Annotated in this window: 20 protein-coding genes; 12 read left to right on the top strand and 8 right to left on the bottom strand. The window is 73.8% G+C overall.

The features are described 5' to 3' along the window. Positions 1-13: 13 nt before the first annotated feature. On the top strand, positions 14-415 hold the full coding sequence (locus tag CCO02nite_RS10700; protein ID WP_146843136.1) for a DUF1304 family protein: 402 nt from the start codon (positions 14-16) through the stop codon (positions 413-415). On the opposite strand, the gene CCO02nite_RS10695 is transcribed toward CCO02nite_RS10700, so the two are convergent. After that, positions 405-1,433 (bottom strand): acyltransferase family protein, encoded by a 1,029-nt coding sequence (locus tag CCO02nite_RS10695; protein ID WP_146843135.1) that lies wholly within the window; start codon positions 1,431-1,433, stop codon positions 405-407. The two genes, CCO02nite_RS10700 and CCO02nite_RS10695, sit on opposite strands and share 11 nt — an antisense overlap. Positions 1,434-1,554: 121 nt before the next feature. Between CCO02nite_RS10695 and CCO02nite_RS10690 the strand changes: the two genes are divergently transcribed. From CCO02nite_RS10690 to CCO02nite_RS10670, 5 genes are all read left to right on the top strand, one after another. Beyond that, positions 1,555-2,370, top strand: coding sequence for a methyltransferase domain-containing protein (locus CCO02nite_RS10690; RefSeq protein ID WP_246117487.1), 816 nt, complete (start codon positions 1,555-1,557; stop codon positions 2,368-2,370). 44 nt (positions 2,371-2,414) lie between these two features. Then, positions 2,415-3,197, top strand: a complete 783-nt coding sequence (locus tag CCO02nite_RS10685; protein WP_146843132.1) for a fumarylacetoacetate hydrolase family protein — start codon at positions 2,415-2,417, stop codon at positions 3,195-3,197. Between the two features lie 44 nt (positions 3,198-3,241). Next, positions 3,242-4,753, top strand: coding sequence for a glutamate--tRNA ligase (gene gltX / locus CCO02nite_RS10680; protein ID WP_146843130.1), 1,512 nt, complete (start codon positions 3,242-3,244; stop codon positions 4,751-4,753). A 66-nt stretch (positions 4,754-4,819) separates the two neighbouring features. Continuing rightward, entirely contained in the window at positions 4,820-6,901 is a 2,082-nt protein-coding gene (locus CCO02nite_RS10675) for an acyltransferase family protein (protein ID WP_186812670.1), read from the top strand. Then, on the top strand, positions 6,898-7,656 hold the full coding sequence (locus CCO02nite_RS10670; protein WP_146843128.1) for an HAD family hydrolase: 759 nt from the start codon (positions 6,898-6,900) through the stop codon (positions 7,654-7,656). Before CCO02nite_RS10675 ends, CCO02nite_RS10670 begins: the two co-directional genes overlap by 4 nt. Positions 7,657-7,682: 26 nt before the next feature. On the opposite strand, the gene hisN is transcribed toward CCO02nite_RS10670, so the two are convergent. The 4 genes from hisN to CCO02nite_RS10650 form a co-directional block, all read right to left on the bottom strand. Further along, positions 7,683-8,483, bottom strand: a complete 801-nt coding sequence (gene hisN / locus CCO02nite_RS10665; protein ID WP_146843127.1) for a histidinol-phosphatase — start codon at positions 8,481-8,483, stop codon at positions 7,683-7,685. Positions 8,484-8,552: 69 nt separating this feature from the next. Beyond that, positions 8,553-9,638 carry a ribosome small subunit-dependent GTPase A gene (rsgA, locus tag CCO02nite_RS10660; RefSeq protein WP_146843126.1) on the bottom strand — a complete coding sequence of 362 codons (1,086 nt, stop codon included), beginning with the start codon at positions 9,636-9,638 and terminating at the stop codon, positions 8,553-8,555. A 46-nt stretch (positions 9,639-9,684) separates the two neighbouring features. Further along, positions 9,685-10,977, bottom strand: a complete 1,293-nt coding sequence (gene aroA, locus CCO02nite_RS10655) for a 3-phosphoshikimate 1-carboxyvinyltransferase (protein ID WP_146843125.1) — start codon at positions 10,975-10,977, stop codon at positions 9,685-9,687. Between the two features lie 22 nt (positions 10,978-10,999). Further along, positions 11,000-11,509, bottom strand: coding sequence for a DoxX family membrane protein (locus CCO02nite_RS10650; protein WP_146843124.1), 510 nt, complete (start codon positions 11,507-11,509; stop codon positions 11,000-11,002). 153 nt (positions 11,510-11,662) lie between these two features. On the opposite strand from CCO02nite_RS10650, the gene CCO02nite_RS10645 reads away from it, so the two are divergent. Together CCO02nite_RS10645 and rsrA are read left to right on the top strand one after the other, a co-directional pair. Next, positions 11,663-12,370 (top strand): sigma-70 family RNA polymerase sigma factor, encoded by a 708-nt coding sequence (locus tag CCO02nite_RS10645; protein WP_371862501.1) that lies wholly within the window; start codon positions 11,663-11,665, stop codon positions 12,368-12,370. Next, complete coding sequence (gene rsrA / locus CCO02nite_RS10640; protein ID WP_146843122.1) at positions 12,367-12,666, top strand: mycothiol system anti-sigma-R factor; 300 nt, start codon at positions 12,367-12,369, stop codon at positions 12,664-12,666. Before CCO02nite_RS10645 ends, rsrA begins: the two co-directional genes overlap by 4 nt. Before the next feature lie 126 nt (positions 12,667-12,792). Here rsrA and CCO02nite_RS16350 read toward each other — a convergent pair whose 3' ends face one another. Further along, complete coding sequence (locus CCO02nite_RS16350; RefSeq protein WP_118766687.1) at positions 12,793-12,867, bottom strand: 50S ribosomal protein bL37; 75 nt, start codon at positions 12,865-12,867, stop codon at positions 12,793-12,795. 181 nt (positions 12,868-13,048) lie between these two features. Here CCO02nite_RS16350 and CCO02nite_RS10630 point away from each other — a divergent pair, with 181 nt between their 5' ends. The 3 genes from CCO02nite_RS10630 (at position 13,049) to CCO02nite_RS10620 (ending at position 15,746) form a co-directional block, all read left to right on the top strand. After that, the gene (locus tag CCO02nite_RS10630) at positions 13,049-14,137 is read left to right on the top strand and encodes a type IV pilus twitching motility protein PilT (RefSeq protein ID WP_146843120.1); all 1,089 of its coding nucleotides are present in this window, start codon (positions 13,049-13,051) and stop codon (positions 14,135-14,137) included. Positions 14,138-14,334: 197 nt separating this feature from the next. Then, complete coding sequence (locus CCO02nite_RS10625; RefSeq protein ID WP_146843118.1) at positions 14,335-15,144, top strand: DUF4097 family beta strand repeat-containing protein; 810 nt, start codon at positions 14,335-14,337, stop codon at positions 15,142-15,144. Then, positions 15,144-15,746: a PadR family transcriptional regulator gene (locus CCO02nite_RS10620; RefSeq protein WP_146843117.1), complete on the top strand. Its 603-nt coding sequence runs from the start codon at positions 15,144-15,146 to the stop codon at positions 15,744-15,746. Before CCO02nite_RS10625 ends, CCO02nite_RS10620 begins: the two co-directional genes overlap by 1 nt. 105 nt (positions 15,747-15,851) lie before the next feature. Here the strand turns inward: CCO02nite_RS10620 and CCO02nite_RS10615 are convergent, their stop codons facing one another. Both CCO02nite_RS10615 and CCO02nite_RS15750 read right to left on the bottom strand, forming a co-directional pair. Next, the gene (locus CCO02nite_RS10615; protein WP_146843116.1) at positions 15,852-16,445 is read right to left on the bottom strand and encodes a GDSL-type esterase/lipase family protein; all 594 of its coding nucleotides are present in this window, start codon (positions 16,443-16,445) and stop codon (positions 15,852-15,854) included. A 132-nt stretch (positions 16,446-16,577) separates the two neighbouring features. Further along, a complete protein-coding gene (locus CCO02nite_RS15750) occupies positions 16,578-16,736 on the bottom strand; it encodes a hypothetical protein (protein ID WP_186812669.1) in 159 nt (52 codons plus the stop codon). 93 nt (positions 16,737-16,829) lie between these two features. Here CCO02nite_RS15750 and CCO02nite_RS10610 point away from each other — a divergent pair, with 93 nt between their 5' ends. Beyond that, positions 16,830-17,792, top strand: coding sequence for a GlxA family transcriptional regulator (locus tag CCO02nite_RS10610; RefSeq protein WP_146843115.1), 963 nt, complete (start codon positions 16,830-16,832; stop codon positions 17,790-17,792). The last annotated feature ends 40 nt before the right edge of the window (positions 17,793-17,832 follow it).

The following is a 17,832-nucleotide window of genomic DNA, read 5'->3' as shown; positions in this document are numbered from 1 at the left end:
CGAGGCTGTCGTGATGGTCGTCGTCGCCGCTGTTGCGGCCCTTCTCGCCGCAGCCCTGCACGTCCTCATCTTCGTGATGGAGGCCGTGCTGTTCCGCCGCCCCGCCGTGCACGCGCGGTTCGCGACGCGTGCGCAGGACGTCGACGCCGTCGCGCCGTGGGCGCTCAACCAGGGCTTCTACAACCTGTTCCTGGCGGTCGTGGCGGCCGTCGGGGCCGTGCTGGCGCTCGCGGGGGCGGACGGCTCGACCGGACGGACCGTCGGGCTCGCGCTCGTGCTCGCCGGCTGCGGGTCGATGCTGGCGGCCTCGCTCGTGCTGCTCGCGACCGACCGGCGCATGGCGCGCGCGGCCGCGATGCAGGGCACCGTTCCCCTGGTCGCCGTCGTGGCGGCGGTGCTCGCACTCACGTCCTGACGGCCCTGACCGCCCGGTCAGCGACCCAGGTCGACGCCGTGTGCAGCACGCGTTCGAGGGGCCCGCGGCCGAGCCGTCGTCGCCATGCCCAGCACGCGAGCACGGTCACGGCGAGGAGCACGAGCCACGCGAGCGGCGAGGGCACGTAGACCACCTCCGGGCCGACGAGCGCGATCACGACGATGTGCACCGTGTACGCGGTCAGGGCCAGGGCGCCGACCGCGGCGAGCGGGTTCGTCGCCCGCGGGAAGCGTTCGGCCGCGAGCAGGCACGCGACGACGACGAGCAGCGCGGTGCCCGTGTTCGCGGTGACCTCGAACGTCGTCGACGAGTGCGGCTGCGTGCTCGTGCGTCCGCCGAACAGGTCGTGGACCACCTCGACGTGCGACGCGAGGGCGGCGCCGCCGTAGCCGACGACGAGCAGCGCGGCGCCCGTCGCGGCCGTCACCGCACGGACCCGGACCGAGCGCAGGTCGCTGCGGCCCAGCGCCAGCCCCGCGAGCAGGTACGCGAACCAGACCACCGCGGGATAGAAGTCGCCGACGAACAGGTCCGCGAGGTCCCCGGACAGCCGCGGGGCCAGCGACGCGCGCACCACGGGTCCGACGAGCGCGACGACGACGGCGCCGGCGACGAGCGCCCGCCGGGGCCAGGTGAGGACCGCGCAGCCGCCGAGGAACAGGACCGCGTAGGTCGGCAGGATCACCACGACCGGGGTGTCGAGCGCGACGAGCCCGACGCCGAGCCCGAGCACGAGCACCGCCCGCACGAGGATCCGGGTGCGGGCGCGGATCAGCTCCGGTCCGGTGACGAGCCGCGGACCGCCCGAGAGCAGCGCGAGCGAGAGGCCGGCCAGCACGACGAACAGCGCGGACGGCCGGCCGTGCGCCAGGCCGAGCACCGCGCCCGCGGCCCGTGCGGGCAGCCCGCCGCCGGTCGGTTCGGGCCCGACATGCGCGGTCATCATGCCGAGCACGGCCACGCCGCGGGCCACGTCGACGCCGACCACGCGCACCATGCCGTGACCCTATGGCCCGCTCGTCCGAGGGACCGACGGACCGGACCCGCCCGATCTCGCCAGTCGGACAGATATGTCCCGTGTGTTGATCTTTTCACCGGTGAGTCGCCTACCCTCGCGTGTGAGCACTCGTTCCGACGTCTACGTCCACGGCCACCACGAGTCCGTGCTGCGCTCCCACCGGTGGCGCACGGCCGAGAACTCGGCGGCCTACCTGCTGTCGTCGCTCGAGCCCGGGATGCGGCTGCTCGACGTCGGCTGCGGTCCCGGCACGGTCACGGTGGACCTCGCGCGGCGGGTCGCGCCCGGCGAGGTCGTCGGGATCGACGCCTCCGAGCGGGTCGTCGAGATCGCGCGGACGACGGCGTCCGACGCGGGCGTCCCGAACGCGACCTTCGAGGTCGGCGACGCGTACACGCTGCCGTTCGAGGACGACTCGTTCGACGTCGTGCACGCGCACCAGGTGCTCCAGCACCTCACCGACCCGGTCGCTGCGCTGCGCGAGATGCGCCGCGTCGCGCGTCCCGGCGGCATCGTCGCGGTGCGGGAGAGCGACTACGCGGGCATGACCTGGTACCCGACGTCGCCCGGTCTCGACGAGTGGTCGGAGCTCTACCACGAGGTCGCGTCGGCCAACCACGCCGAGGCCGACGCCGGCCGCCGGCTCGTCTCGTGGGTGCGCGCCGCGGGCTTCGACCCCGCGACGACCGTCCCGGGTGCGGGTGTGTGGTGCTACTCGACGCCCGAGGACCGCACGTGGTGGGCCGAGCTGTGGGCCGAGCGCTGCCTCGCGTCGAACTTCGCCGCGCAGGCGATCATGCACGGCCTGGCCGACGAGGTGGGCCTCGAGCTGATCGCCGACGCGTGGCGTGAGTGGGGCCGCACGCCCGACGGCTGGTTCGCGGTGCTGCACGGCGAGGTGCTCGCTCGCGCCTGAGTCGCCGCGCGCGCTCGTCGGACCCGGGCTCGTAGGGTGTGCTGGTGCGTATCGCGAGATTCACGACCGGCGGCGACCCCCGCTTCGCGCTCGTCGAAGGTGAGCCGGGCTCCGAGGAGCTCGTCGTCATCTCCGGCGACCCGATCTACACGCCCGTGCAGCCGACGGGCGAGCGCGTGCGGCTCGACGACGCGGTGCGGCTGCTCGCGCCGGTGATCCCGCGCTCGAAGATCGTCGGGGTGGGCCGCAACTACGCCGACCACGCGGCCGAGCACGGCGTGGAGGTGCCGACGCAGCCGCTGCTGTTCCTCAAGCCCAACACCTCGGTGATCGGACCGGACGACCCGATCGTGCTGCCCGACTGGTCCGAGCACGTCGAGCACGAGGCCGAGCTGGCGATCGTCATCGGCAAGGTCACCAAGGACGTGCCGGTCGAACGCGCGCTGGACCACGTGTTCGGCTACACCGTGGCCAACGACGTCACGGCGCGCGACATCCAGCGCAGCGACGCGCAGTGGACGCGCGCCAAGGGCTTCGACGGCTCGTGCCCCGTGGGGCCGTGGATCGTGCCGGGGCTCGACGTCGACGACCTACGCGTGCAGGCCCGTGTGAACGGCGAGCAGCGCCAGGACGGCCGGACCTCGCAGATGGTGTTCGACGCGGCGTACCTCGTCTCGTACGTGAGCGGGGTGTTCACGCTGCTGCCCGGCGACCTGATCCTCACCGGGACCCCCGCCGGGGTGGGCCCGATCGTCCACCGCGACGTCGTCGAGGTCGAGATCGAGGAGATCGGCGTGCTGCGCAACCCGGTGCTGCGCCGCGCGTGAGCGCGGATGCGGTCGTTGTCGGCATCCCGAACTAGCCTGGGCGCGTGACCACCCATGCCGTCGGCTCCGCCGTGCGTGTCCGCTTCTGCCCGTCGCCGACCGGTCTGCCGCACGTCGGCCTGATCCGCACCGCGCTGTTCAACTGGGCGTACGCGCGGCACACGGGCGGCACGTTCGTCTTCCGCATCGAGGACACCGACGCGGCCCGCGACTCCGAGGAGAGCTACCGGCAGCTCCTCGACGCGCTGCGCTGGCTCGGTCTCGACTGGGACGAGGGCGTCGAGGTCGGCGGCCCGCACGAGCCGTACCGGCAGTCGCAGCGCTACGACCTGTACCGCGACGTCGCGCGGCGCCTGCTCGAGGGCGGCTACGCGTACGAGTCGTTCACGACGCCCGAGGAGGTCGAGGAGCGGCATCGCGCCGCGGGCCGCGACCCGAAGCTGGGCTACGACGGCTTCGACCGCGACCTGTCCGACGAGCAGCGCCTCGCCTACCGCGAGCAGGGGCGCGAGCCGGTCCTGCGGCTGCGGATGCCCGACGACGACCTGACGTTCACCGACCTGGTGCGCGGCGAGGTGAGGTTCCCCGCCGGCTCGGTCCCGGACTACGTCATCGTGCGGGCCAACGGGCACCCGCTGTACACGCTGGTCAACCCCGTCGACGACGCGCTGATGGGGATCACGCACGTGCTGCGCGGCGAGGACCTGCTGTCCTCCACACCACGTCAGGTCGCGCTGTACCGGGCGCTGCTCGAGCTCGGCGTGGCCGACGTGATGCCGGTCTTCGGTCACCTGCCCTACGTCATGGGCGAGGGCAACAAGAAGCTCTCGAAGCGCGACCCCGAGGCGAACCTCTTCCTGCACCGTGAGCGCGGCTTCGTCCCCGAGGGCCTGCTCAACTACCTCGCGCTGCTCGGGTGGGGGATCGCCGCGGACCGCGACGTGTTCTCGGTCTCCGAGCTCGTGGCCGCGTTCGACGTCGCGGACGTCAACCCGAACCCCGCGCGCTTCGACCTGAAGAAGGCCGAGGCGATCAACGGCGCGCACGTGCGGATGCTCGAGCCGCAGGACTTCCGCAACCGCCTCGTGCCGTACCTGCACGCCGCGGGCCTGGTGCCGGCCGACTCCTTCGCCGACCTCACGGCGGCCCAGCGCGACCTGCTGACGGCCGCGGCGCCGTTGGTCCAGGAGCGCATGACGCTGCTCGGCGAGGCCGTCGGGATGCTCGGCTTCCTGTTCGTGGCCGACGACGAGCTGCACGTCGAACAGGACGCGCGCGACGCGCTGCGGCCCGAGGCGGCGCAGGTCCTCGACGTCGCCGCCCGCGTGCTCGCCGACCTACCGGCGGACGGGTTCACGACCGAGGCCACGCAGGCCGTGCTCACGGCCGCCCTCGTCGACGAGGGCGGGCTCGGGATCAAGGCGCGCTTCGCGTACACGCCGCTGCGTGTCGCCGTGACCGGTCGTCGGGTCTCGCCGCCGCTGTTCGAGTCCATGGAGCTGCTCGGTCGAGGCCCCGTTCTCGCGCGCATCGCGGCGCTGCGGGCGATCCTGTAGTCGGCCCGACCCGCAGGGAGTGCACGTGAGCACGCGATCCAGCATGTCCGCGCGAGGGGGATGCCGATGACGTCGGCGATCCCCGAAGCCGTCGCGGTCTCGGCGCCGCCCGGCGGTGGCCGGGCCTACCTGCGGCGCGACGTCCAGGGGTTGCGCGCCGTCGCGGTGCTCGCGGTGATCGCGGACCACGTCGTCGGCTGGCCGCACGGCGGTTTCGTCGGCGTCGACGTGTTCTTCGTGATCAGCGGCTACCTGATCACCGGGCTCCTGCTGCGCGAGCACGCGCGCACGGACTCCATCTCGTTCACGGGCTTCTACGCGCGGCGGGTGCGGCGCATCATGCCCAACGCGCTGCTCACGCTCGTCACCACGGTCGCCGCGACGGCGGTGCTCGTGGGCGGCACGCGCCTGGTCGAGACCGTCAAGGACGCCGTCGCCGCGGCCCTGACCGTCGTCAACTGGCGGTTCGCCACGCAGGGGACCGACTACTTCGCGCAGGGGCTGCCGCCCTCGCCCGTGCAGCACTTCTGGTCGCTCTCGGTCGAGGAGCAGTTCTACTTCGTCTGGCCCTGGCTCATGCTCGCCCTGCTCGCGGCCGCGGCCCGGTGGTCGGCCGGCCGCAGCGGCCGGGTCCGTCGCGGGTGGCTGCTCGGGTCCGCGATGGGCGTGGTGGTCGCGGTCTCGTTCCTCTGGGCGCTGCGTCAGACCGCGCACGAGCCCTCGTTCGCGTACTTCTCGACGCTCACGCGCATCTGGGAGCTCGGCGCGGGCGCGCTCGCGGCGATCGCGGGCGTGCCGGTCGCACGATGGTTCGTCCGGCACCCGCAGTGGTGGCGGGCCGTCCTGGCCTGGATCGGGATCGCGGGGATCCTCGTCTCGCTCGTCGTGGTCAGCGCGGACGGCGGGTTCCCGGCACCCTGGGCCCTGCTGCCGGTTGCCGCGACGACGCTCGTGATCGTGGCCGGCGAGGGCGCCGGGGTGCGCGGCCCGTGGGTGCTCACCAACGGGCCGATGAACTATGTCGGCGACGCGTCCTACTCGCTGTACCTGTGGCACTGGCCCGTCGTCGTGCTGCTGCCCACCCTGGTCGCCGCGACCTCGCCGTGGTTCGTGCCGCTCGCGCTCGCGGTCGCGACCGTCCTTGCGCTGTCCGCCTACCACCTCGTCGAGAACCCCGTGCGGCACCTGGGCCGTCCGCGGCCGGACGGTCGGCGCGTGCGCGCGTGGCCGCCTGTCGCCGCGGCGCTCGCGATCGCGTGCGTCGTGGTGCTCACGTGCACCGGCACCGCGCAGGCGCTGCGCAGCAGCGTCGCGCACCCCGACGTCTCGTCGTCGGCGCAGCGACGCGCGTGCTGGGGTGCCGCCGAGCTCGCCCGCCCGCGCGCCTGCGAGGACGTGGTCTTCGCCGGCCCGGTCCGGCCGGCGCCCGCCGACGCGAAGGACGACACCGGCGGCGCGTACGACTGCTATGCCCCGGCGGGTGCCGACAGCCGCTCGTGCATCCTCGGCGATCCGCGCGGTGACGTGCGGGTCGCGCTCGTCGGGAACTCGCACGCGGCCGCGATGATCCCCGCGATCGCGCCCGAGGCCAAGGCGCGCGGGTGGCGGCTCGTCGTGTTCGTCGGCAACGGCTGCGCGCTGAGCACGGACATCGGCGGCGGCTGCATCCCGACGGGCAAGGTGATGAAGCGCGCGCTGCTCGACGATCCGGAGCCGTTCGACCTCGTGATCACCACGACGAGCCGGTCGGCGAGCGGTGCCGACAACCTCGGTCGCATCCCCGGGATGTCGAACATGATGAACAAGCTCGAGAAGCGCGGTACCGAGGTGGTCGCGCTCTCCGACGGGCCGATCGTCTCGCAGGACGCGCTCGCGTGCGTCGCGCGGATCGGCGCCGACCTCGACGAGTGCGCGATGCCCTACGACGAGGCGTTCGCCGTCACCGACCCGCTGCTGCTCGCGACGGAGCAGGCGCCGGAGGCGACGTACCTCGACATCACCGACCTGTACTGCGTCGACGGGCGCTGCCCCGTGGTGATCGGCAACGTCCTCGCCTACCGGGACACGGCCGGGCACGTCACGTTCACCTACAGCACGACGATGGGCCGCTTCGTCGGAGCCCGGATCGACGAGGCGGTCAGCCTGTGACGGCGACGAGCCGCGCAGGCACCCTCGTCGACGGCGTGCTGTTCGACATCGACGACACGATCGTCGACACCCGTGCGGCGTTCGCGCACGCGCTGACCGCCGTCGCCGAGGCCTACCTGCCACCGCTGCCCGCGGCGTCAGCCGCCGAACGGCACCGGGCGGTCGTCGCGATGTGGCGCGCGGACGTGAACGGTCACTACCGCCGGTACACGGCCGGCGAGGACACCTACGTCCACCAGCGGCACCAGCGCGCCAACGAGCTGCACGCGGCCTTCGGCGGACCCGAGCTCGACGACGCGGCGTTCGTCGCGTGGGACGAGGTCTTCGACGGCGGGTTCCGGGCCGCGTGGGCCGCGCACGACGAGACCGAGGACGTGCTCACGGCGTTGCTCGACGCGGGCGTCGTCGTCGGGGCGCTGTCGAACGCCGCGACGGCCTACCAGAGCGCCAAGCTCGAGAAGGCCGGGCTGCTCGACCGCGTCCCGATGCTCGTCGGGGTCGACACGCTCGGTTTCGGCAAGCCGGACCCGCGGGTGTTCCTCGAGGCGTGCCGCCGGCTCGGCACCGACCCGGCCCGCACGGCGTACGTGGGCGACGAGGCGGACATCGATGCGCTCGCCGCCCGCGACGCCGGACTCGTCGGGGTGTGGCTGGACCGGCCCGGTGCCCGGCGCGTCGTGGTCGACGTGGACGCCGTCCGCGGCGTGCACGTCATCTCCTCGCTCGACGAGCTGCCGGCCGCGCTGGGGCTGTGACCTGCGCAGGCCGACGGACCGGGTGATCAGCCCGGTAGCGGGTCGAGGCGGGCGAGCACCTCGTCGTGCAGCAGGCCGTTCGTCGCCAGACCGGAGCCGCCGAACGGTCCCGGCACCCCGCGCACCGACGTGAACCTGCCGCCCGCCTCGGTGACGATCGGGACGAGGGCCGCCATGTCGTGCAGCGCGAGCTCCGGCTCGGCCGCGATGTCGACGGCCCCCTCCGCCACGAGGACGTAGGACCAGAAGTCGCCGTACGCCCGCGTGCGCCAGACCGTGCGCATCAGGTCGAGCACGTGCGGCAGGCGCCCGCGCTCCTCCCAGCCGGACAGGCTCGAGTAGGAGAACGACGCGTCCGCCAGCCGGTCGACCTTCGACACGTGGATCTGCGTCGCCGACGACAGCGAGCGTCCGGTCCACGCTCCGGAGCCGGTCGCGGCCCACCAGCGCCGGCCCAGGGCGGGGGCGCTGACGAGCCCGAGCACCGGCTGGTCGCCGTCGAGCAGGGCGATGAGCGTCGCCCAGACGGGCACGCCGCGCACGAAGTTCTTCGTGCCGTCGATCGGGTCGATGACCCAGCGCCGCGGCCCGTGACCCGTGTCCGGCATCTCCTCGCCGTGCACCGCATCCCGCGGCCGCACCCGCGCGAGCTGCGAGCGGACGATCTCCTCGGCGTGGCGGTCGGCGTCCGTGACGGGCGTCAGGTCGGGCTTGGTCTCCACGTGCAGGTCGACCGCCTTGAAGCGCTCGGTGGTCACCGCGTCCACCTGGTCGGCGATCACGTGGGCCAGCCGCAGGTCGTCGTCGTACCCGGTGCGCAGGCTCATGGGCTCACCGTAGTGGTCGGGGTCGGGCTCGCGGTCCGGTCGTCGCCTTCCCGCTCGTCGCCGTCCCGGTCACGACGAGGGCGAGTTGTCCTGCTCCGCGGTGCCGAGGCGGCTCGCGAGGATGCGGCGGAACGAGTCGACGCGCGCGGTGCGCGCTGCGCGCTCGTCGGCGCCCGGCGCGTCCTCGAGCCACTCGTCGAGCGCGCAGTCGGGCGCGTCGCCGGCATGGGTGCAGCCGCGCGGGCACTCCTGCGCGACCTCGGCCAGGTCGGTGAACGCGAGCAGCAGGTGGTCGGGGTCGACGTGCGCGAGCCCGAACGAGCGCACCCCGGGCGTGTCGATCACCCACGTCGGCCGGCCGGTGCCCGGCACCCGCAGCGCGACCGCGGACGTCGAGGTGTGCCGCCCGCGGCCCGTGACCTCGTTGACCACACCCGTCGCCCGCCGGGCGTCGGGCACGAGCGCGTTGACGAGCGTCGACTTGCCGACACCGGAGTGGCCCACGAGCACCGAGGTGCGCCCGGCGAGCGCGGCGCGCACGTCGTCGAGCCCGTGCACCGTGCGTGCGCCGCGGGGGCCCTCCGTGTGGCTCACGACGACGCGCACGCCCACGGGCGCATACATCGCGACGAGCGCCGCGGGGTCGGCCAGATCCGCCTTGGTCAGCGCGAGCAGCGCGTCCATGCCCGCGTCGTAGGCGGCCGCGACGCAGCGGTCGATCATGCGCGTGCGCGGCTCGGGGTCCGCGAGCGCGGTGACGATCACGAGCTGGTCGGCGTTCGCGACGATGACGCGCTCGACGGGGTCGGTGTCGTCGGCCGTGCGCCGCAGCACCGTGCGCCGCTCGCCGATCCGCACGATGCGCGACAGCGAACCGACGTCCCCGCTCGTGTCCCCGACGAGGTCGACGTGGTCACCCGGGACGACGCGCTCACGGCCGAGCTCGCGGGCCTTCATCGCGATCGCCCGGCGCTCGCCCGGGCCGTCCGGGTCCACCAGGACCGTGTAGCGGCCACGGTCGACCCCGGTCACGAGCGCGCGATCGGCGTCCGCGTGCTCGGGGCGCTGCTTGGTGCGCGGGCGCGAGCCCTTGCCGGGCCGGACCCGCACGTCGCCCTCGTCGTAGCGGCGCCCCTGGTCGCTGCGCGGGCTCATCCGCGCCGTCCCGGGCGGGAGGGCGAACGCGGGGCGGCGGGGGCCCTCAGCGCGCCACGCCCCGCAGCATCGCGTCCCACAGCCCGACGAAGTCGGGGATCGTCTTGCCCGTCGTCGCGACGTCCTCGACGAGCACGCCGGGCACGCGCAGGCCGACGAGCGCGCCCGCGGTCGCCATCCGGTGGTCGGCGTACGTGCGCCAGGTGCCGCCCGTGAGCGGTCGCGGCGTGACGACCAGGCCGTCCGCGGTCTGCTCGGCCTGACCGCCCAGACGGGTGATCTCGGAGGCGAGCGCCGCGAGTCGGTCGGTCTCGTGACCGCGCAGGTGCGCGATGCCGCGCAACCGGGTGGGGGAGTCCGCGAGGACGGCGAGCGCGGCGATCGTCGGCGCGATCTCGCCGGCGGCGTGCAGGTCGAGGTCGACGCCGTGCACGTCGCCCGTCCCGGTCACCGTCATCACGTCGCCGTCGAGCCGGGTCGTCGCACCCATCCGCTCGAGGATGCCCGGCAGCAGTGCGCCCGGTTGCGTGGTCTGCGTCGGCCAGCCGGGCACGCGCACGGTGCCGCCTGCGACGAGCGCGGCGCACAGGAACGGTGCCGCGTTCGACAGGTCGGGCTCGACGCGCACGTCGCGGCCGACGACCGGACCGGGCGCGACCTCCCAGATCGCCGGGCGTGAGTCGTCGACGTGCACGCCCGCGGCGCGCATCGTCGCGACGGTCATCTCGATGTGCGGCAGGCTCGGCAGCGTCGGCCCGGTGTGCCGCACGACCAGGCCCTGCTCGAACCGCGGCGCGGCGAGCAGCAGACCCGAGACGAACTGGCTGGAGCCCGACGCGTCGACGTCCACGTGGCCGCCGCGCACCGCGCCCCGGCCGTGCACGGTGAACGGCAGGTGACCGGGCTCGCCCAGCTCGTCGACACGCACGCCGAGCGCCTGCAGGGCACGGATCACCGGGCCCATGGGCCGCGCGAGCGCCTCCCGGTCCCCCGTGAAGTGCACCGGCCCGTCGGCGAGCGCGGCGACCGCCGGGAGGAACCGCATGACCGTACCGGCGAGGCCGCAGTCGATCGTCACGTGCCCGCGCAGCGGGCCCGGCGTGACGGCGACGTCGTGGCCGAGGTCGACCCCCACGCCGAGCGTCTCGAGAGCGCCGGCCATCAGGTAGGTGTCACGCGAGAGCAGCGCGGAGCGCAGGCGTCCCGGTCCGTCGGCGAGCGCCGCGAGCACGAGGTAGCGGTTGGTCAGCGACTTCGAGCCGGGCACCTCGACGACGGCGTCCAGCGGGCCGGGCGCGGCCGGGGCCGGCCAGGGTGCGGGCGCGATCGTGGCGGTCATGGCGCCCAGGCTAGTAGGGGGCCTACGACGCGGTGGCTTCGATCGCCTGCTGGACGGCCTCGTCGACCGCGCGGCGCTGGTCACGCGCGTGGGCGACGCGCCACTGCAGCCCGGGCCGGCCCTCGCGGTCGGCCGCGGCGAGCACCGCGCCGCCCGTGAACGCGAGCGCGCGGACCAGGCGTTCGCGCCGCAGCCGTCGCAGGTCGCCGTCGCGACCGTCCGCGCGACGGTCGGGGAGGTTGGCGGCGACCACGGGCGCGGTCAGCACGGCAAGGACGAGGGCTGCGGTGCGGGGGGCCCGGCCGGTGGCGAGCATGAGCCCGGCGCCCGCGCAGGCGGCACCGTGTGCGCGCACGACGAGCGTGAGCTGCTTGTCGCTGAGCGTCGGGAGCTCGGGGCCGGCGACACGTGCGGCCCGGTCGAGCGCCGCACGCGCGGCCGCCGCGTGCGGCGCGGGTCGGCGCAGCGCGTCGAGGCCCTCGGACACGAACCACGAGGCGAACAGCGGGCGGGCGATGCGACGCAGCAGCACTTCGAGACCTCCACGGCTGACGGCCGCGGCGATCGCCGGCAGGCCATGGCAGCACGCTAACGCCGCGCGGGGCCGAACGCGCGTGAACCCGCCCGCGGGCCGCGGGGGAGCAGCGCGGGAATCGAGGGGTGGGGCCCGGTGTTGAGGGACGTCATGAGCTGTGCGGTGCTGACCCGTCCCGTCCCGGTGGTCGCCGGGGGCCCCGGACGCCACGGGGGCCTAGGCTCGTCCTCGATGAGCGAGACGGACGAGACCCACCGCGCCCCCAGCACCGAGGGCGACGCCGAGCGTGCCGCACGTTTCGAGGCCGAGGCGCTCGTGTACCTGGACCAGCTGTACGGCGCGGCGCTGCGGATGACGCGCAATCCCGCCGACGCGGAGGACCTGGTGCAGGAGACGTTCGCGAAGGCGTTCGCGGCGTTCCACCAGTACCGGCCCGGCACCAACCTCAAGGCCTGGCTGTACCGCATCCTCACGAACACCTACATCAACTCCTACCGCAAGAAGCAGCGCGAGCCGCAGCAGTCGCACGCCGAGGAGATCGAGGACTGGCAGCTCGCGCGAGCGGCGTCGCACACGTCCGCAGGTCTGCGCTCGGCGGAGGCCGAGGCGCTCGACCACCTGCCGGACTCCGACGTCAAGGACGCGCTGCAGCGGCTTCCCGAGGAGTTCCGCATCGCGGTGTACCTCGCCGACGTCGAGGGTTTCGCGTACAAGGAGATCGCCGAGATCATGGGCACGCCGATCGGGACGGTGATGTCCCGCCTGCACCGGGGCCGCGGCCAGCTCCGGGAGCTGCTCGCCGACTACGCGCGCGACCGCGGACTCGTGCCCGCCTCGACGGGGGAGGACGCGCGATGAGCGATCGACTCGACCCGACGCCCGCCGACGCGCCCGTGACCGGTCCGTGCAACTGCGACGAGGCGGTCGCCGAGCTGTGGGCCTACCTCGACTCGGAGCTCGAGGCGCTCGAGGCCGCGCGCGTGCGCGCCCACCTCGAGGGGTGCCACGGCTGCCTCGAGGAGCACGACGTCGAGCTCGTCGTGAAGAAGCTGGTCCGGCGTTGTTACCAGGACGACGCGGCGCCCGACGAGCTGCGCGCGCGGATCCACGCGTCGATCACGACGATCACGATCACCGCGCGCGACGAGGACTGACCCGAGGCCCGACCAGATCGTCGGGTCCGAGCAGGGACCCGGACGACGAAGGCCCCGCGCCACCCTCAGGGGTGCGCGGGGCCTTCGTACGTCTACGGACGGCAGCTGCCCGGGCTGAGCGTGGGCTCAGGCGTTGGGGCGCTTGCCGTGGTTCGCTGCGCTCCCGGCACGGGAGCGGCGCTTGCGGCCACGCTTGCTCATGTCAGTCCCTTTCGTCGCGCACCTCCTGCGGGAGCGCATGCCATGGTCCCACACCCGGGCGCGTCGTCCGAACCGTGCCTGCGCGCGCGAGCCGTCGCGGCGGCGTCCGCAGGACGAGACCGAAGGATGAGCGAGGCCGATCACCCTCAAGTCGGACGCCCGTCCGACCGATTTCCCCCCCGTGAGCGCTCCGACGCAGTCAGTGATCCCGTTCCTGCACGCCCTGGCGAGCACGGGTGGCTCCGACCTGCACTGCAAGGTGGGGTCGGCCCCGCGTGTGCGCGTCGACGGCCGCCTGCGCAAGCTCCAGGTGCCCGAGCTCAAGCCCGCGGACACCGAGCGCATGCTCGAGGAGGTCCTGCCGGACGACCTGGTGCAGACGTTCCGTGAGTCGCACGAGGCCGACTTCGCGTACTCGCTGTCGGGCGTCGGCCGGTTCCGTGTCAACGCCTACCAGGCGCGCGGCACGTACGGTCTCGTCTTCCGCCGCGTCGCGGTGGGTGCGCAGTCGATGTCGGAGCTGGGCATCCCCGAGGTCGTCGGTGAGCTCGCGCTCGAGCCGCGTGGCCTCGTCCTCGTGACCGGGCCGACGGGTTCGGGCAAGACGACGACGCTCGCGTCGATGGTCGACCTCATCAACAGCTACCGCGAGGTCAACATCGTCACGATCGAGGACCCGATCGAGATCCTGCACCACGACAAGAAGGCGATCGTCTCGCAGCGCGAGGTGCGCCAGGACACCGCGGACTTCACGGTCGCGCTGCGCGCCGCGATGCGGCAGGACCCCGACGTCATCCTCGTCGGTGAGATGCGTGACATCGAGACGGTCCGCGCGGCGCTGTCGGCCGCCGAGACCGGGCACCTCGTGCTCTCGACGCTGCACACCATCGACGCGCCCGAGACGGTCAACCGCATCGTCGACTTCTTCCCGCTGCACGAGCAGAAGCAGGTCCGGGTCGCGCTCGCGCAGGCGCTGCGGGGCGTGGTCTCGCAGCGGCTCGTGCGTCGCGCGGACGGCTCGGGCCGGGCGCCGGCGGTCGAGGTCATGGTCAACACCGGGCGCACGGCCGAGGCGATCCTCGACCCGCAGAACAACCCGCCGCTGATCGACCTCATCCGCGACGGCGACTTCTACAAGATGCAGACGTTCGACCAGCACCTGTTCACGATGGTGCGCGACGACATGATCACCTACGACGAGGCGATCGCGGCGTCCTCCAACCCGCACGACCTCACCGTCGAGCTGCGGCAGGCGGGCATCCTCGCCTGACGCCCGTCGCCCCGCCTGCTCGAACGCCCCGACCAGCCCCCGGTCGGGGCGTTCGGCGTCTCGGGGCGCGCGTCGCGTGGTTCTTCGCGTGGTTCGTCGGGCGGTTCGTCGGGCAGAACGCGATATAGCTTGACGTCGCCGCGGAACGCGATATAGCGTGTCGCGAGTCAAGATATATCGCATGAGGAGGCGTCGAGATGGCGACGGAGTCCTGGGTCGTAGCCGGCCCGCAGATCATCGAGGTCGAGCAGGTGAGCTCGCTGCGCGTGCAGCTCGTCGGAGGCAGGGTGGACGTCGTCGCGCACGACGACCCGGGAGCCCGGATCGAGGTGCACTCGGTCGACGGGCGGCCGCTGGAGATCGGGCTCGCGAACGGCGAGCTGCGCGTCGGGTACAGCTTCACGCTGACCGGCTGGGACGGCTTCCTGGAGCGGTTCCGCAACTTCCGTGACAAGGACCGGGCGGACGTCCACATCGCGATCCCGCGCTCGGTCGCGGCGAAGCTCGGCACGGTGAGCGCGGACGGGCTGCTCGTCGGCGTCGTGGAGGACTCGTCGGTCTCGACGGTCTCGGGCTCGCTGGTCACGGACGGCACGCGCGGGCGGCTGTCGGCGAACACGGTTTCGGGCGAGATCGTCGTGCGCGACCACGGCGGACCGCTCAAGCTGCACTCGGTCTCGGGCGAGCTAGCCGCCTCGGGCGAGCTGTCGCTTGTGCAGGCCAACACGGTCTCGGGCGCGCTCGCGCTGGACGTCACGACCGGGACGTCGTCGGTCACGGCCTCGACGGTGTCGGGCGACGTCACGGTGCGGCTGCCCGCCGGCAAGGGCGTGCACGTCAAGGCGCAGTCGGTCTCCGGCCGGCTCGTCGTCGACGGCGAGGAGTACAAGAGCTCCTCGCCGGGGCAGCGCAAGGTCGACCTGCTCACGGGTGACGGCGCGTGCTACGTCTCCGCGAGCACCGTCAGCGGGCACGTGACCGTGCTGCGCGGCGTGCAGGACGCGTGATGGCTCCCGTCTTCGCGCACGGGCAGCTGCGCCTCTACCTGCTGTCGCTGCTGGAGTCCGGGCCCAAGCACGGCTACGAGCTCATCACCGCGCTCTCGGACCGGTTCGGCGGGACCTACCGGCCCAGCGCCGGGACGATCTACCCGCGCCTCGCCCGCCTCGAGGAGGAGGGTCTGGTCACCCGGTCCGACGAGGAGCGCAAGAGCACCTACGCGTTGACGGACGCCGGACGCGCGGAGCTCGAGGAGCGGCGCGACGAGCTGTCGAGCCTCGAGTCGGACATCGCCGAGTCGGTGCGTGAGCGGGCCGCCCAGGTCCGCGAGGACGTGCGCGGCTCGATGCGCGGGCTGCGCGCCGACCTGGCCGCCGCCGCGCAGCAGGCCCGCGCCGCCGCGGTGCCGCACCAGGCGGTGCCCGACGAGCGGTCGATGTCGCACGTGCGGTGGGCCGAGGCCGACCGGCTCGTCTCGCGGTTCCGCGACGAGGTCCGCGCGGACCTGCGCCGCGCCGACGCACAGGGCAAGGTCGAACAGCTCACGGTGGAGACGCTGCGCACAGTGCTCGACTCGGCGCTCTCGGCCGTCCGTTCGACGCTGCGCTGACCCGACGAACGTGCGCGGGAAGGGGAGCGGGAGGTGATCCTCTGGCACTGGCGGGCGCTGCTGGCGCCGGCGGTCACGCCGCGCGCCACGCGGCGGCCGGTCGGCTCAGGCGCCGTCCTCGGGCAGGCCCAGCCACGGGTGCCAGCCCGTGTGCAGTACGAGCCAGGCCATGAGTCCGTAGCCCGCCTGGCTGGGCAGCAGTCCGTCGCCCGCGGCCAGGTCGCCGAGCCACTGGTCGTGGGCGGCGAGCGGTGAGTAGGTGTCGACGTACGGCACCCGGCGCCGCGTGGCGACGTCGGCGAACGCCGCCGAGAGCTCGGCGAGCCGCTCACCGTCCGCGGTCGCGCCGGGAGGTGGTCCGACGACGAACGTCGGCAGGCGGCGCTGCTCGGCGACGTCGAGCACGTTCGCGAGGTTGAGCCGGCTTCGGGCCAGCGACAGCCCGGCCGCCGCATCGGCCCTGCCGAGCCCGACCACGAGCCGGTTGTCCGCATCGGGGTCGAGTCGCCGTGCGACCTCGTCGTCCCAGCGGGCGCCGAGGTCCGTCGTGGTCTCGCCGGGCACTGCGAGCGTGAGCACGTCGAAGCGTCCCTCCGGACGGGTCCGGGCCGCGACGCGCCCCACCCAGCCGAGCGCCTTCGGGTCACCCGTGCCCGCGACGAGCTCGTCGCCGACGATCACGAGCCGCAACCCACTCACCGCACCGCACCTCCGCGTCCGCGGGCGTCCGGTCGACGGCCCGTGGCCGCCAGTCTCGCAGCGGCGGGCCCGGGAGCGGGTGCCTGCGGCCCGGCGAGTCGGAACCGTGCGCCCGTCACAGGGGCGAGCAGGTCAGAAGCGGTGGCTGGGGAGGTGCTGCACGGCGTCGCTCCACGCGGGCCGCGAAGGTGGCGGGACCCGCGTGCCGAGCCCGTCGCGTCGGATCGTGATCACCAGACGCGCGGCGGTCCACACGACGGCCGGCGCCACCAGGATGAGGAAGAAGGTCATGGCAGAAAGTCTCTGCGCATCGCGATGGTGCCACTAGTGGCAGAACTGCCGGTATCCGTTGAACTTCTGCCAACTCTCGGGGAGACTGGGCGCATGCTGCGTCGCGTCACGGCCGTCCTGCTGCCGAATACCGCCCCCTTCGAGCTCGGCGTCGCGTGCGAGGTGTTCGGGATCGACCGGTCCGACACGGGCGGTCCGTCGTTCGAGTTCACGGTCTGCGCGCAGGAGCCGGGGATCGTCCCGACGAAGACGGGCTTCAGCCTGCTCGTCGAGCACGGCCTGAGCGCGACCGACGACGCGGACCTCGTCATCGTGCCCGCCTACGGCGCGCAGCCGGCGACGGTGCCCGAACCCGTGCTCGATGCGCTGCGGGCCGCGCACGAGCGGGGCGCCTGGGTGATGAGCATCTGCGCCGGGGCGTTCGCGCTCGGTGAGGCCGGCCTGCTCGACGGCCGGGCGTGCACGACGCACTGGATGCACGCGGCCGAGCTGGCCCGACGGTTCCCGGGCGCGCGCGTCGACCCCACGGTGCTCTACGTCGACGACGACCGCGTGCTGACGAGTGCCGGCACCGCGGCGGGCATCGACGCGAGCCTCTACCTCGTGCGCCGCGAACTCGGCGCCGCGGCCGCCGCGGTCGTGGCCCGCCGGATGGTCGTGCCGCCGCACCGCGACGGCGGTCAGGCGCAGTACGTCGAGACGCCGCTGCCGTGCGATGCGGACACGCTCGCCCCGCTGCTCGCGTGGCTCGTCGAGCACCTCGACGAGGAGCACTCCGTGCCCGACCTCGCGGCGCGGGCGCTGATGTCCGAGCGGACGTTCGCGCGGCGCTTCCGCGCGGAGACGGGCACGACGCCCGCAGCGTGGATCGCGCGGCAGCGGCTCGTGCGCGCGCAGGAGCTGCTCGAGCGCACCGAGCTCGGGGTCGACGAGGTGGCACGCCTGGCCGGGTTCGGCACCGCGGCGGTGCTGCGGCACCACTTCGGGCGCGTGCTCGGCACGAGCCCGCAGGCCTACCGCCGCACGTTCGCCTGCCCCCAGGAGGTGGCGGGCTGAACGTGCGGCGGGCTGGACGTGCGGCCGGCTGAACCTGCGG

The sequence above is a fragment of the Cellulomonas composti genome, assembly GCF_007990245.1.
Taxonomy (GTDB): domain Bacteria; phylum Actinomycetota; class Actinomycetes; order Actinomycetales; family Cellulomonadaceae; genus Cellulomonas; species Cellulomonas composti.
The sequence above is the reverse complement of the archived record's forward strand: the minus strand, read 5'-3'. Positions and strand labels throughout refer to the sequence as shown.

What these genes read in the sequence shown, in the direction of transcription:
- CCO02nite_RS10700 (WP_146843136.1), top strand. Translation starts at nt 14, where the DNA reads ATGGTCGTCGTCGCCGCTGTTGCGGCCCTTCTCGCCGCAGCCCTGCAC.
- CCO02nite_RS10695 (WP_146843135.1), bottom strand. Translation starts at nt 1,433, where the DNA reads ATGGTGCGCGTGGTCGGCGTCGACGTGGCCCGCGGCGTGGCCGTGCTC.
- CCO02nite_RS10675 (WP_186812670.1), top strand. Translation starts at nt 4,820, where the DNA reads ATGACGTCGGCGATCCCCGAAGCCGTCGCGGTCTCGGCGCCGCCCGGC.
- hisN (WP_146843127.1), bottom strand. Translation starts at nt 8,483, where the DNA reads ATGAGCCTGCGCACCGGGTACGACGACGACCTGCGGCTGGCCCACGTG.
- rsgA (WP_146843126.1), bottom strand. Translation starts at nt 9,638, where the DNA reads ATGAGCCCGCGCAGCGACCAGGGGCGCCGCTACGACGAGGGCGACGTG.
- aroA (WP_146843125.1), bottom strand. Translation starts at nt 10,977, where the DNA reads ATGACCGCCACGATCGCGCCCGCACCCTGGCCGGCCCCGGCCGCGCCC.
- CCO02nite_RS10645 (WP_371862501.1), top strand. Translation starts at nt 11,663, where the DNA reads ATGAGCTGTGCGGTGCTGACCCGTCCCGTCCCGGTGGTCGCCGGGGGC.
- rsrA (WP_146843122.1), top strand. Translation starts at nt 12,367, where the DNA reads ATGAGCGATCGACTCGACCCGACGCCCGCCGACGCGCCCGTGACCGGT.
- CCO02nite_RS10625 (WP_146843118.1), top strand. Translation starts at nt 14,335, where the DNA reads ATGGCGACGGAGTCCTGGGTCGTAGCCGGCCCGCAGATCATCGAGGTC.
- CCO02nite_RS10620 (WP_146843117.1), top strand. Translation starts at nt 15,144, where the DNA reads ATGGCTCCCGTCTTCGCGCACGGGCAGCTGCGCCTCTACCTGCTGTCG.
- CCO02nite_RS15750 (WP_186812669.1), bottom strand. Translation starts at nt 16,736, where the DNA reads ATGACCTTCTTCCTCATCCTGGTGGCGCCGGCCGTCGTGTGGACCGCC.
- CCO02nite_RS10610 (WP_146843115.1), top strand. Translation starts at nt 16,830, where the DNA reads ATGCTGCGTCGCGTCACGGCCGTCCTGCTGCCGAATACCGCCCCCTTC.